The sequence below is a fragment of the Micromonospora sp. NPDC005161 genome (assembly GCF_053599855.1).
On sequence record NZ_JBSFYQ010000008.1, the window covers coordinates 118,460 to 130,978 of the forward strand.

Consider the following 12,519-nt stretch of genomic DNA (forward strand, 5'->3'; position numbering starts at 1 on the left):
GGCCCCCGTACGACACCCGCGCGTCGAGCGACCGGAAAGCGTAAACGGGCAGGTCAGGCGAAGGCCGAGACCCCGGTGAGCCGCTGTCCGATGACGAGCTGGTGGATCTCCGAGGTGCCCTCGTACGTCAGCACGCTCTCCAGGTTGTTCGCGTGCCGCATCACCGGGTATTCGCCGGAGACGCCGTTGGCGCCGAGGATGGTGCGGCACTGCCGGGCGATGGCCAGGGCCTCCCGCACGTTGTTCAGCTTGCCCACGCTGACCTGCTCGGGCCGCAGCCGGCCGGCGTCGGCGAGCCGGCCCAGGTGCAGCGCGAGCAGTTGCCCCTTCACCAGCTCGACGGCCATGTCGGCGAGCTTCGCCTGGGTGAGCTGGAAACCGGCCAGCGGACGACCGAACTGGGTACGGGTGGTGGCGTACGCCAAGGCCGTCTCCAGGCAGTCCCGGGCGGCGCCGACCGAGCCCCAGACGATGCCGTACCGGGCTTCGGTGAGGCAGCTCAGTGGGGCCTTGAGCCCGACCGCCTCGGGCAGTTGGGCGTCCGCCGGGAGCCGGACGTCGTCCAGCACGATCTCGCCGGTAACCGACGCGCGCAGCGACATCTTGCGGCGGATCTCGCGGGCCGTGACACCGGGCGTGTCCATGGGTACGGCGAAACCCCGGACGCCCTCGTCGGTGCGCGCCCAGATCACCGCGACGTCGGCGATCGGCGCGTTGGTGATCCACATCTTGCCGCCGGTGAGCACCCAGTCGTCGCCGTCGCGGCGGGCCCGGGTGGCCATCGACGCCGGGTCCGAGCCGTGGTCCGGCTCGGTCAGGCCGAAGCAGCCGATCGCCTCGCCGGTCGCCATCGACGGCAGCCAGCGCTGCTTCTGCTCCTCGCTGCCGTAGCGCCAGATGGCGTACATGGCCAGGGAGCCCTGCACGGAGACCAGGGAACGGACGCCCGAGTCGCCGGCCTCCAGCTCCTGGCAGGCCAGCCCGTACGCGACCGCGGAGGCGCCGGCGCAGCCGTACCCGGTCAGGTGCATGCCGAGCAGCCCGAGCTTGCCGAACTCCCGGGCCAGCTCGCGGGCCGGCACCCGGCCCTCCTCGTACCAGTCGGCGACGTGCGGGCGCACCCGATCGTCGATGAGCTGACGTACGACGTCGCGGATCTGCCGCTCCTCCTCGGTGAGCGACGGGTCCAGGTCGAGCAGGTCCAGTGGAGCGGTCATGGACGCCACCTTAACGAAGACTCAGGCCGATGGGCGCGGACGCGTCATTCGATCGGCTCGGAGAGCACCAGCACCCGGGCGTGGATCTGGTTGCGCTGCTGCAGGGCGGCGCGCAGGGCCCGGTGCAGGCCGTCCTCCAGGTAGAGCCCGCCATTCCACTGCACCACGTGGGGGAAGAGGTCCCCATAGAAGGTGGAATCCTCGGCGAGGAGCTTGTCGAGCGCCAGCTCACGCTTGGTGGTGATCAACTGGTCCAGGCGCAGCGGTCGCGGCGGGATCTCCGCCCACTGCTTGAGCGTCAGGTTGTGCTCTGGATAGGGACGCCCGTCCCGGACCGCTCTGAAGATCACGACGGCACGCTCCCCTCCCCGTGGCCGAGCCGACCGGCGGCGCCGAGCCGGGTCGCGGCGGGCACCGCGTGGCGCGGTACCGATGACGCGTGCCAGCCTAGCCGCCCAGCGCACACCACGTTCTGCTCCCTGATGTCAGTTTCGCTACCGCTCGTCCGATCCCCAACCGGACGAACGGGACGCCGCACTCAACTCCACCGGCCGCGCCGCACCACCTCGTCCACAGGACGGCGACCTCGGCGCAGCGACGGTGACCTATGGTCGGGTGCGCGGTAACCGATTGTGATGGCTCCGACGGGTCGATGGTCCGTCGGCACGCCGAACGCGTCCCGGTAAGCGGCCAGCCGCTGCGGCGGGATGCCGAAGAAACACGCGCCCAAGCCCTCGTCCACCGCGGTGAGCAACATCAGCAGCGCGGCGAACCCGGTGTCCACGTACCAGTAGGGCACCGGCCAGCGGTCGGTGGACCCGTCCGTCCAGCCCTTGTCCGGCTCCGCGTACCGCTGGAGGTAGGCCGACTCGTTGGCGTGCGGCACCACGATCAGCGGCGCCCGGCGCATCCCGGCCAGCCACCGCTCCCGCCCACCACCGTCCGGCGTGGTGGCCGCCCAGAACCGCTCCCGGTCGGCCGCCTCCTCCAGCACCAGGAAACCCCAGCCCTGCGCGAACCCGGCCGACGGGGCGCGCACCGCGTGGTCGAGCAGCCGGTCCACCACGTCGGGCGGGACCGGGCGGTCCGGGTCGTAGTTGCGCACCATGCGCCGACGCCGGACGACCTCGGCGAACTCCATCCCGTTCTCCCCGCCGGCCCGGCTCAAGCCCCGGGGCGGATGCCCCAGGCGCCCCGCCAGGTCGCGCCGGGCTTGAGCGTGAGCACATCCTTGCCCGAGCGGAACGCGTCCGGAGGGCAGGTCATCGGCTCGATCGCCACCGAACGACGATGCCGTTCGCCCGTGAGCGCGTCCCCGGTGAACACCTGCCACCAGCCGAACTCCTGGTCCGCCCAGATGCTCACCCCGGACGAGCCGTCCGGCGCGGCCAGGCTCACCGACGAGCCGCCGTCGGCGTCGGCGATCACCTGACCGAAGCAGAGGTCCAGCTGGGCACGGCCGATCCGGCGGGGGCTGGTCCAGTCGTACTCGGTACCCGCCACCGGGGTCGCGCCGACCGGCAGCAGCCGCCCGTCCACCAGCAGCCGGGTACGCGTCGGCAGCCGCATGACCAGGTCGTCCACCGCGACGCCCGGCAGTTGCAGGTACGGGTGCACGGAGAAGCCGAACGGCGCCAGCGCAGCGCCTGTGTTGGTCACCTCGTGCTCGGCGCGCAGCCCGCCCCGGCCGACGCTCCACCGGCTGCGCAGCCGCAGCGGCCACGGGTAACCGGGCTGCGGCGGCAGGTCGTAGCCGACCGTCACCGCGTCCGCCGACTGCTCCAGCAGCCGCCACGGCACCCAGTTGACCAGCCCGTGGATCGCCACGTGCCGCTCCGGCTCGGTCAGCGGGAGCTGGTGCGTCCGGTCCCCGAAGGAGTAGCGGCCGTCGCGGATCCGGTTCGGCCAGGGCGCCAGCACCTGCCCGGCGCAGCCGGGGCAGACCTCGTCGGCCTGGTACCCGTCGACCAGCTCGACCCCGTCGTGCCGGTACGTCCGCAGCCCGCCGCCCACCTCCACGATGACGGCCTCGTGGCCGGCGGCGGAGATGGTCCACTGGGCGCCGGAGAAGGGGCGCTGGTCGGGGCTGTCCATGCCGGCGACCCTAACCGGTCACGTCCGGTCCCCGCTCGACGCCGCCGCCCGGTAGCGCAGCAGCGCCGGGAAGGCGGCCGCCAGCGCCACCACGAGCACCGCCGAGGCGAGCCCGCCGGCCACCCAGGCCACCCCGACGCCGAACCCGGCGGCCATCGTGCCGGCCCGCAGGTCGCCCAGGCGCGGACCGCCGGCCACCACGACCGTGTTCACCCCCTGCAACCGGCCGCGCATCCGATCCGGCGCGTAGATCAACAGCATCGACTGGCGCAGCACCGAGCTGACCAGGTCAGCGGCACCGGCCACGGCCAGCAGGGCGATCATCAGCCAGAGCTGACGGGCCAGGCCGGCCGCCGCGATCGCCACCCCCCAGCCGACCACCGCCAGCACCAGCCCGAGCCCCTGCCGGCGAAGCCGGCCGATCCAGCCGGAGGTGAGCCCGCCGATCATCGAGCCGATCGCGATGGCGCTGTAGAGCCAGCCGACCGCGGCGGGATTGCCGAACCGCTCGGTGGCGATCTCCGGGAAGAGCGCCCGGGGCATGGCCAGGATCATCGCGATCAGGTCCACCCCGAACGAGAGCAGCAGCACCGGCGTGGTGGCCAGGTACCGGAACCCGTCGATGACGCTGCTCAGGCCGGCCCGACGCGGACCGTTCTCGGCCGCCGGGTCCGGTTCGGGCGGCATCGCCGGCAACCGCCACGTCGCCCAGAACGAGGCGCCGAACAGCACCGCGTCCACCGCGTACGCGATCGGCAGTCCCACATCGGTCCGCCAGATGGCGAAGATCAGCCCGGCGGCCAGTGGTCCGAAGACCGAGGTGGCGGTGAAGGTGGTGAAGTTCAACGTGCTCGCGGCCGGCACCAGCTCGTCCGGGACCAGCCGGGGCAGGATCGCGCTCCGGGTCGGTGAGGTGATCGCGAAGGCGGTCGACTGCAACGCCACGAGCAGCAGCAGGAGCAGCGGGCTACCCAGCCCGAGCAGGGCGTGCGCCAGCAGCGCCACCGTCGATGCCCAGAGCAGCACGCCGCCGCCGAGCAGCACCCGACGCCGGTCCCGGGCGTCGGCGACCGCACCGCCCCACAGGCCGAACACCAGCAGCGGCAGGAAACCCGCCACGCCGAGCAGGCCGACCCAGAACGATCCCTTGGTCAGCCCGAACATCTCCACCGGCACGGCCACCGCGGTGAACTGGAAGCCGAACATCGCCACGCTGTTGCCGAACCACACCCTGCGGTACGCCGGCACGCGAAGCGGACGCAGATCGATCGCCCAGCGGCGCGCTCCGCGCGGCCGGGCCTCCTGCACACCGGTCACGGTGCCAACCGCTCGACGGTCCAGCCGCCCTCGTCGAGCAGGCGGAAGCGCAGCCGGTCGTGCAACCGACCGGCCCGGCCCTGCCAGAACTCCACCGTGTCGGGTCGGACCCGCAGTCCACCCCAGTGCAGCGGGGTCGGGATCACCGGCTCGCCGTCGAACCGCTCGGCAGCCGCCCGGTAGCTCTCCTCCAGCGCCGCCCGGTCCGGCACCACCTGCGACTGCGGGCTGGCCCAGGCGCCCAGTTGGGAGCCGCGCGGGCGGCTGGCGAAGTACGCCTCGGCCACCGAACGGTCGACCGGGGCGACGCGCCCGGTGACCACCACCTGACGCTGCATCGGGAACCACGGGAAGACCAGGCTGGCGTGCGGATTGGCGGACGCCTCGACGCCCTTGCGCGAGAGGTGGTTGGTGAAGAAGACGAAGCCGTCCGGGTCGTACCCCTTGAGCAGCACCGTCCGCCCGCTCGGCCGGCCGGCGGCGTCGGCGGTGCCCACCACCATCGCGTTGGGTTCGGGTAGCCCGAAGGCCACCGCGTCGGCGAACCAGCGGTCGAACTGCGTGTGCCAGTCGGCGGCCAGGTCAGCCTCGGTCAGGCCCAGGTCCGCGGCGTACTCGTTACGCATCGCGGCCGGGGCGGGTGTGTCGCCCGTCACGTTCCCACTCCTTCTCGGCGGCCCCGCCGGCGCCCTCCCGCGCTGGCCAGACCGCAGCGCCCAGTCTTGCCGAGCGGCGCGGAGAATGCGCGTCCGGGGATGTCGTGTGCAGCACAGTCGCAGCGGGTCGCGTATCCGGTTACTCAGCAGGCAAGATGTTCCGAACACATCCCTGAGGGTCGCCTGAGGCGCTCGGCCGACCGGGCCGGATGAGCTCACCGGGCGCACCGACCAGATCCAGGAGAGCGACATGGCCGATTTCAAACCCGGGCTGGAGGGCGTCGTCGCCTTCGAGACCGAGATCGCTGAACCTGACCGTGAGGGTGGCGCGCTGCGCTATCGCGGGGTCGACATCGAGGATCTGATCGGCCAGGTCTCGTTCGGCAACGTGTGGGCGCTGCTGGTCGACGGCCGGTTCGGGCCGGGCCTGCCGCCGGCGGAGCCGTTCCCGGTGCCGGTGCACTCCGGCGACATCCGGGTGGACGTGCAGTCCGCAGTCGCCATGCTGGCCCCGTACTGGGGGCTGAGCCAACTGCTGGACATCTCCGACGAGCAGGCCCGCGAGGACCTCGCCCGGGTCTCGGTGACCGCGCTCTCCTTCGTCGCACAGTCCGCCCGGGGCCTCGGCCTGCCGGCGGTGCCACAGAAGGAGATCGACAAGGCGCAGACCATCGTCGAGCGGTTCATGAAGCGCTGGCGGGGCGAGCCCGACCCGCGGCACGTCAAGGCCGTCGACGCGTACTTCATCTCGGCTGCCGAGCACGGCCTGAACGCCTCCACCTTCACCGCCCGCATCGTCGCCTCCACCGGGGCCGACGCGGCGGCCTGCATCTCCTCCGGCATCGGCGCCCTCTCCGGCCCGCTGCACGGCGGCGCCCCGTCCCGGGTGCTCAGCATGCTGGAGGCGGTGGAGCGCAGCGGGGACGCCGAGGGCTACGTCAAGGGCGTGCTGGACCGCGGCGAGCGGCTGATGGGCTTCGGCCACCGGGTCTACCGCGCGGAGGACCCCCGCGCCCGAGTGCTCCGGCGTACCGCCAAGGAGCTGGGCGCGCCGCGCTTCGAGATCGCCGAGGCGCTGGAGAAGGCGGCGCTGGCCGAGCTGCAGGCCCGACGCCCGGACCGGGTACTGGCGACCAACGTCGAGTTCTGGTCGGCCGTGGTGCTGGACTTCGCCGAGGTGCCGGCGCACATGTTCACCTCGATGTTCACCTGCGCCCGGATGGGCGGCTGGAGCGCGCACATCCTGGAGCAGAAGCGCCTGCAGCGGCTCGTCCGCCCGTCCGCCCGCTACGTCGGCCCGGAAAGCCGCAAGCCCAGCGACGTCGAAGGCTGGGGCGCCATCCCCCACGGCGTCTGAGCGGTAAGGAAGGGCCCCTTCTTAACGCCTCGTGTATAGGAGGGGCCCCTTCCTAACACCGCGCCCGGCAGGCGGAGCCGGGTGTGGCGAAGGACTCAGGCCGGCCCTCGGGACCGCGACATCCACCGCCCGGCCAGGGTGCGAGGATGGGGGCCGGCAGTGTCGCCGGATCGCCGGTACGGATCCCGGCCCGCCGTGCGCCCCGCGTACGCGCCCGCCGCCGGTCCGCACCGGGCCCCGCCCCCGCCCATGCGGAAGGACCTCCAAGACCGTGGCTGACGCACCGCTCATCCGGATTCCCGACGAGATCAAGCCCGCCGACGGACGCTTCGGCTGCGGCCCGTCCAAGGTCCGTCCGGCGGCCGTGTCCGCCCTCGCCGAGGTGGCCACCAGCTACCTGGGCACCTCGCACCGGCAGAAGACGGTCCGCGACCAGGTGGCCCGGCTGCGCTCCGGTATCGCCGAGTTCTTCTCGCTGCCCGAGGGCTACGAGGTGGTGATCGGCAACGGCGGCACCACCGCGTTCTGGGAGGTCGCCACCTTCGGCCTGATCCGGGACCGGGCGCAGTTCGCCAGCTTCGGCGAGTTCGGCGCCAAGTTCGCCAAGTCGGTCAAGGACGCCCCGTTCCTGGGCAATCCGACCATCCGCAAGGCCGACGCGGGCAGCGCGCCGACGCTGGTCGCCGAGGCCGGCGTGGACGTCTACGCGACCCCGCAGAACGAGACCTCGACCGGCGTGGCCGTGCCGATCAGCCGGGTGGCGGGGGCGGACGAGGGCGCGCTCCTGCTGGTCGACGCCACGTCCGGCGCCGGCGGCCTGGAGGTCAACGTCGGCGAGACCGACGTCTACTACTTCGCGCCGCAGAAGTGCTTCGGTTCCGACGGCGGTCTCTGGCTGGCCCTGATGTCGCCGGCCGCGCTGGACCGGGCCGCCGAGATCAAGGCCTCCGGGCGGTACATCCCGGCCTTCCTCGACCTGGTCACGGCGATCGACAACTCGCGGCTGCAGCAGACCTACAACACCCCGGCGCTGGCCACCATCTTCCTGGCCGCCGAGCAGACCGACTGGATGAACGCGCAGGGCGGGCTGGCCTGGGCCGCGAAGCGCACCGCGGAGAGCGCCGCGACGGTGTACGGCTGGGCGGAACGGTCCACTGTGGCCACCCCGTTCGTCAGCGACCCGGCGCTGCGGTCCAACGTGGTCGCCACCATCGACCTCGTCGACGGGGTGGACGCCACGGCCGTCGCCAAGGCACTGCGCGCCAACGGCATCGTGGACACCGAGCCGTACCGCAAGCTCGGTCGCAACCAACTGCGGGTGGCACTGTTCCCGGCCATCGAGCCGGCCGACGTCGAGGCGTTGACCGCGTCCATCGACTACGTGGTCGAGCGCCTCTGACGATCGTCACGGTCGGTGTCCATCGGGACCTCGGCGGACACCGACCGTGATCATCGTTGCAGCTCAGTCGCGACATGCGGGGTGTCGCTTCCCCCACCCCGAGACAGATGCGCGTACGGTGGTCCGAGACGCCTGGGTGGCCGACTCGTGGCGTGCGGCCAGCGAAGCGGGACGGAGGCAACGCTATGCGCCCAGTACGCTTCGTCGCCCTCTCCGAGGACGGCCATGCCCTGGTTCTCGCCGACGAGGTCGGGCGGCTGCTCGCCCTGCCGATCGACGAGCGGATCGCCGGCGCACTGCACGCCGAGCCGGGTGCTCCGCCGCTCGCGGTGGCGCCGACCGCCGCCGACCCGATCCCCTCACTGTCCCCCCGGGACATTCAGGCCCGCATCCGCTCCGGTGAGTCCGCCGAGGACGTCGCCCGGATCGCCGGTGTGCCGGTCGACCGGGTCCTGCGCTATGCCGGCCCGGTGCTCCAGGAGCGGGCGATGCTCGCCCAGCACGCCCGCCGCACCCGGCTCAAGGGTGCGGAGAAGCCCACCCCGCTGGCCGAGGTGGTCAACGGCCGACTGAGCCAGCACGGCATCGACACCGAGAAGATCTCCTGGGACGCGTACCGCCGCGACGACGGCACCTGGCGGATCATCGCCACCTGGCCCTCCGGCAAGGCCACCGCGCAGGCGATCTGGGATCTCGACAAGACCCGGCAGGCGGTCACCCCGCACGACGACATGGCGCAGTACCTGTGCGCCGAGCGGCCCACGCCGATCCTCGGCCAGGAGCCAGCGCCGGAGCGGGGCGGGCACGCCCTGCCCGGTCCGTCACGCGGCGAGCCGAGTCGCGGTGGGCACGGGTTGCCAGCAGCCTCCGAGCACCCGCGTCCCGGCCGGGACCCGATCCGAGCCGGGCGGGACGCACTGCTCGCCTCACTGGACCGCCCGCTCGGCGCCTCGTCGGGCCGCGGCCTGGAGCCGCGTATCCCGGCTGCCCTCGCCGGGTCCGACACGCCCCGGCAGCGGCCGGTCGGTGGCGGCGCAGCGGCACTGCTGGGCGGCGGCCAAGGGTCGGCCTTCGACGACGACTCGGACGCGCCCAAGGAGGTGCCGGCCGTGCCGTCGCTGGCGGTGCTGCGGCCCCGCCGGACGGGCGCCGCGGCGGCTGCCGGCGGCGAGTCCACCGATGCCAACGGCAAGCCGCGCAAGCGGCTGCCGAGCTGGGACGACGTGCTCTTCGGCAGCGGTCCGGCCGCGCGCGAGTCCTCCTGACGCTTCGCGTTGGCGGGTGGCGGTTCGCCACCCGTCAGCGCGAGGCACGCCAAGTGCCCGTGGCAGGGCCGGTTGCGGGCTGAGTCAGAGCGGCCAGGCGGCGAGGCGGTCGTAGCGCGGCCGGGGGCCGAGGTGGCTGCGTACCAGCAGCAACTCGGTCGCCGCCCACGGCGGGCCCTGGTAGTCGTCCAGGGCGGCCCGGTCGGCGTCAACGTCGGCCACGTCCACCAGGTCGCCGGGCCGAGCGACGGTCAGGTGCGGGCGGAACGGCTTGTCGTCGTGCGGCAGCCGGGCGTGCCGCAGCCGGGACCGGATCAGTCGCGCCAGCACGTGCAGCGCCTCGACGTCACCCCGGCAGTCCACCCAGAGCACGGTGAACCGCCCCCGGCCGAACCGGCCGCCGCCGCCGAGGCTCAGCCGGGGCGAGGCGTCCCGGCCGTCCCGGAACCACTCGGCAGCCAGCCCGAGCGCGCTCTCCACCTCGACCAGCCGGGCCGTCTCGACGTCACCGAGGAAGGCCAGGGTTAGGTGCAGGTGGGCCGGGTCGGCGAGCCGTACGTTGGTGCCGGCGGCCGCTGCCGCCCCGACCCTCAGCCGGGCGACCTGCGCGCCGAGATGGGTGACCGCTTCGGCGGGCGGACAGACCGCGACGAAGAGCCGCAACCGTCGACCGCTCAGCGGTGCCGCTGCCGGTGCCCGGCTCGGGCCGCCGGCAGGGTCAGCCCGGCGGCGTGCAGCACGCCTTCCACCCGGACCCGCTCGATCTCCTGGTCGACGCCGCTCAGCTCGGCGAGGTGTTCGGTGATGCCGAGGGCTCGGCACGCCAGTCGGAGCCGGTCGTCGTACGCCTGGACCACCGCGCCGTGCCAGACCATCGGCCGGCCGGTGCCGCCGAGCCGCTGGCCGCCGAGGCGCCGCAGGTCGGCGGCGAGTTGTTCCAGGGGCCGCCGGTCGGTGCGGTCGAACTCGCTGAGGTCGATGTCCCGAGTCAGGGCGTCGGCCTCGATGGCGCGGTCGAGACGGGCGATGGTGCGTCGTTCCCGTCGGCGCTCACGCCACTCCGACCAGCCGCAGACCACCCGATCCAGGATCTCGTCGGCGCAGAAGAGCAGGGCGAACGCCGCCGGAAGGCTGGCCACGGCGAGGAACGCCAGGGCCAGCATCAGCGCGCGTCCGACTCCCACGTATCGACGCTAAGCCCCGTCGCGCCGGCCCGCCACATGATTGGCCGCATCCGCGCCATGCGCTCAACACGACGTGCTCCCGGGCCCGGGTTAGGAAGGGCCCCTTGTTATGCAAAATCCGATAACAAGGGGCCCTTCCTTCACACCTCAGCAGTCGGTGGAGGTGACGTAGAAGCGGGGCATCGGCAGCACCCGGAATCGCAGCCGGGCGCCGGCGCGGCGCAGCTGCCAGGTGAGCGCGATCAACGCGGTGGCCAGCGAGATCAACCCGCCCATCCAGATGCTGGCGCCAGCGCCGAAGTGCTCGGCGATCCAGCCGATCAGCGGCGCGCCGACCGGGTTGGTGCCCAGGAACACCAGGACCCACAGGGCCATCACCCGCCCCCGGAAGGCCGCGTCCACACCCAGCTGGACCCGCTGGTTGGCGGCCTGGGCGAAGAAGACCATGAAGAAGCCGGTCGGCACCAGCAGCGTCACGACCAGCCAGTAGGTGGACGCGAAGCCGACCAGGGTGCCGAAGCTGGCGCAGGCGATCGCGGCACCGAGCACCAGCCAGACCGACGGTCGGCTGCGCCGGCCGGTGCCGCTGAGCGCGCCACCCAGCGCGCCGACCGCCAGCGCGGTGCTGAAAAGGCCGAACGAGGCGGCACCGGTGTGGAAGACCGTCTTGGCCAGCGCGGCCAGGGTGAGCTGGAAGTTGAACAGCGACATGCCGATCACCGACATCACCGCCATCGGCAGCAGCAGGTCCGGGCGGCGCCACACGTACCGCAGCCCGTCGACCACCCGGGCGGACGCCCGCTCGTCCCGCGGCAGCAGGGCGTCGCGGTGCAGTTCGGCCGTCCGCATCCGCACCACGTTGACCAGCGGCGCGATCGAGCTGAGCGCGGTGAAGAGGAAGACCGGCCCCACGTCGAAGGCGGCGATGGCCAGGCCGGCGACGGCCGGGCCGACGATCCGGGCGGAGTTGAACACGGCCGCGTTCAGCGACAGCGCGTTGGGCAGCAGCGACGTGCCGACCAGCTCGGAGACGAACGCCTGCCGGACCGGGGTCTCCACGGCGTTGGCCGTGCCGAGCAGCGCGGCGAAGGCGAAGACGTGCCAGAGCTGCACGAGGTCGGTGAGGACCAGCAGGGACATGCCGAGCGCCAGCACGGTCCAGAAGGCGTTGGCCGCGAAGAGCAGCACCCGCTTGTCGTACCGGTCGGCGAGCCGGCCGGAGAGCAGCGTGAGCAGCAGCACGGGGGTGAACTGCAGCGCGGTGACCACGCCGAGCGCGGTGGCCGAGTTGTCGGAGAGCTCGAGGACGAGCCAGTCCTGGGCGATGAACATCATCCAGACGCCGATCAGCTTGATCAGCTGGCCGGATGCGAATAGCCGGTAGTTGCGAACCTGCAGGGACTGGAACATCGTGCTCAACTTGGCCCGCACTCTTGGTGCGCCTCCTCCGGGACGTACGCGTCATCGACAGGTGACGGCACGGCCCGGTGGCGCGGGCGCGGCTCAGGCGCGAGCGAGCTGCTGAAGAATCTGGGCGGCCCTCTGCAGGGTCTCCCGTTCGTCCTCGTCGAGCGCGGCCAGCCGGTGGGCCAGCCACTCATCGCGGGCCCGCTCGAACTGGTCGAGCACGGCCTGCCCTCCTTCGGTCGCCGCGAGGATGACCTGCCGGCCGTCGGTCGGATGGGGGGTCCGCTGCACAAGGCCGCGGTCCTCCAACTTCCCGACGATCTTGGTCATCGTCGGCGGCTGCACCCGCTCCACGTCGGCCAGTTCCCGGGGCGTCAGCGCGCCCGCCAGCCGCAGGCTGGTGAGCGCGGAGACCTGGGTGACCGTGAGGTCGCCGACCGGTCGGGCCTGGCGGACCCGCCGGTTGAGTCGGGTGATCGCATCACGCAACTGGGGAGCCAGTTGCGCCGGTGGCACGCGTTCCGCCGTCACCGTCCGCTCCGTCACGATAGTTAGCTTAACTAATGAGCCTGGCTAACGACATCCGATATGACCAGGCTCACGAGGACGTTCGGGCTGTTCCG

At 72.6% G+C, this 12,519-nt stretch carries 13 protein-coding genes; 3 read left to right on the forward strand and 10 right to left on the reverse strand.

Going from position 1 to position 12,519, the window contains the following annotated elements:
- Positions 1 to 53: 53 nt before the first annotated feature.
- The 6 genes from ACWD5O_RS10550 to pdxH form a co-directional block, all read right to left on the reverse strand.
- Positions 54 to 1,217: an acyl-CoA dehydrogenase family protein gene (locus tag ACWD5O_RS10550; RefSeq protein WP_354964422.1), complete on the reverse strand. Its 1,164-nt coding sequence runs from the start codon at positions 1,215 to 1,217 to the stop codon at positions 54 to 56.
- 44 nt (positions 1,218 to 1,261) lie between these two features.
- Positions 1,262 to 1,567, reverse strand: coding sequence for a type II toxin-antitoxin system VapB family antitoxin (locus ACWD5O_RS10555; protein WP_007454850.1), 306 nt, complete (start codon positions 1,565 to 1,567; stop codon positions 1,262 to 1,264).
- Positions 1,568 to 1,755: 188 nt separating this feature from the next.
- The gene (locus ACWD5O_RS10560; RefSeq protein WP_354964421.1) at positions 1,756 to 2,358 is read right to left on the reverse strand and encodes a nitroreductase family protein; all 603 of its coding nucleotides are present in this window, start codon (positions 2,356 to 2,358) and stop codon (positions 1,756 to 1,758) included.
- A 23-nt stretch (positions 2,359 to 2,381) separates the two neighbouring features.
- Complete coding sequence (locus tag ACWD5O_RS10565) at positions 2,382 to 3,311, reverse strand: aldose 1-epimerase family protein (protein ID WP_354964420.1); 930 nt, start codon at positions 3,309 to 3,311, stop codon at positions 2,382 to 2,384.
- An 18-nt stretch (positions 3,312 to 3,329) separates the two neighbouring features.
- Positions 3,330 to 4,628, reverse strand: coding sequence for an MFS transporter (locus ACWD5O_RS10570; RefSeq protein WP_354964419.1), 1,299 nt, complete (start codon positions 4,626 to 4,628; stop codon positions 3,330 to 3,332).
- Entirely contained in the window at positions 4,625 to 5,254 is a 630-nt protein-coding gene (gene pdxH, locus ACWD5O_RS10575) for a pyridoxamine 5'-phosphate oxidase (RefSeq protein WP_354964628.1), read from the reverse strand. The genes ACWD5O_RS10570 and pdxH overlap by 4 nt, the downstream gene beginning before the upstream one ends.
- A gap of 280 nt (positions 5,255 to 5,534) precedes the next feature.
- Here pdxH and ACWD5O_RS10580 point away from each other — a divergent pair, with 280 nt between their 5' ends.
- The 3 genes from ACWD5O_RS10580 (at position 5,535) to sepH (ending at position 9,305) form a co-directional block, all read left to right on the forward strand.
- A complete protein-coding gene (locus ACWD5O_RS10580; RefSeq protein ID WP_354964418.1) occupies positions 5,535 to 6,641 on the forward strand; it encodes a citrate synthase 2 in 1,107 nt (368 codons plus the stop codon).
- 271 nt (positions 6,642 to 6,912) lie between these two features.
- Positions 6,913 to 8,040 (forward strand): phosphoserine transaminase, encoded by a 1,128-nt coding sequence (gene serC / locus ACWD5O_RS10585; protein ID WP_354964417.1) that lies wholly within the window; start codon positions 6,913 to 6,915, stop codon positions 8,038 to 8,040.
- Between the two features lie 185 nt (positions 8,041 to 8,225).
- Positions 8,226 to 9,305: a septation protein SepH gene (gene sepH / locus ACWD5O_RS10590; RefSeq protein WP_450085109.1), complete on the forward strand. Its 1,080-nt coding sequence runs from the start codon at positions 8,226 to 8,228 to the stop codon at positions 9,303 to 9,305.
- 84 nt (positions 9,306 to 9,389) lie between these two features.
- Here sepH and thpR read toward each other — a convergent pair whose 3' ends face one another.
- The 4 genes from thpR to ACWD5O_RS10610 all read right to left on the reverse strand — a co-directional run bounded on the left by thpR (position 9,390) and on the right by ACWD5O_RS10610 (position 12,442).
- Complete coding sequence (gene thpR / locus ACWD5O_RS10595; RefSeq protein ID WP_354964415.1) at positions 9,390 to 9,968, reverse strand: RNA 2',3'-cyclic phosphodiesterase; 579 nt, start codon at positions 9,966 to 9,968, stop codon at positions 9,390 to 9,392.
- A gap of 11 nt (positions 9,969 to 9,979) precedes the next feature.
- The gene (locus ACWD5O_RS10600) at positions 9,980 to 10,489 is read right to left on the reverse strand and encodes a hypothetical protein (protein ID WP_354964414.1); all 510 of its coding nucleotides are present in this window, start codon (positions 10,487 to 10,489) and stop codon (positions 9,980 to 9,982) included.
- Between the two features lie 147 nt (positions 10,490 to 10,636).
- Positions 10,637 to 11,920 carry an MFS transporter gene (locus ACWD5O_RS10605; RefSeq protein ID WP_354964413.1) on the reverse strand — a complete coding sequence of 428 codons (1,284 nt, stop codon included), beginning with the start codon at positions 11,918 to 11,920 and terminating at the stop codon, positions 10,637 to 10,639.
- 72 nt (positions 11,921 to 11,992) lie between these two features.
- Positions 11,993 to 12,442 carry a MarR family winged helix-turn-helix transcriptional regulator gene (locus ACWD5O_RS10610; protein ID WP_354964412.1) on the reverse strand — a complete coding sequence of 150 codons (450 nt, stop codon included), beginning with the start codon at positions 12,440 to 12,442 and terminating at the stop codon, positions 11,993 to 11,995.
- Positions 12,443 to 12,519 lie beyond the last annotated feature (77 nt).

Coding starts and splice junctions, on each gene's coding strand:
- pdxH (WP_354964628.1), bottom strand. CDS start 5,254: ATGCGTAACGAGTACGCCGCGGACCTGGGCCTGACCGAGGCTGACCTG.
- ACWD5O_RS10550 (WP_354964422.1), bottom strand. CDS start 1,217: ATGACCGCTCCACTGGACCTGCTCGACCTGGACCCGTCGCTCACCGAG.
- ACWD5O_RS10560 (WP_354964421.1), bottom strand. CDS start 2,358: ATGGAGTTCGCCGAGGTCGTCCGGCGTCGGCGCATGGTGCGCAACTAC.
- ACWD5O_RS10565 (WP_354964420.1), bottom strand. CDS start 3,311: ATGGACAGCCCCGACCAGCGCCCCTTCTCCGGCGCCCAGTGGACCATC.
- ACWD5O_RS10580 (WP_354964418.1), top strand. CDS start 5,535: ATGGCCGATTTCAAACCCGGGCTGGAGGGCGTCGTCGCCTTCGAGACC.
- sepH (WP_450085109.1), top strand. CDS start 8,226: ATGCGCCCAGTACGCTTCGTCGCCCTCTCCGAGGACGGCCATGCCCTG.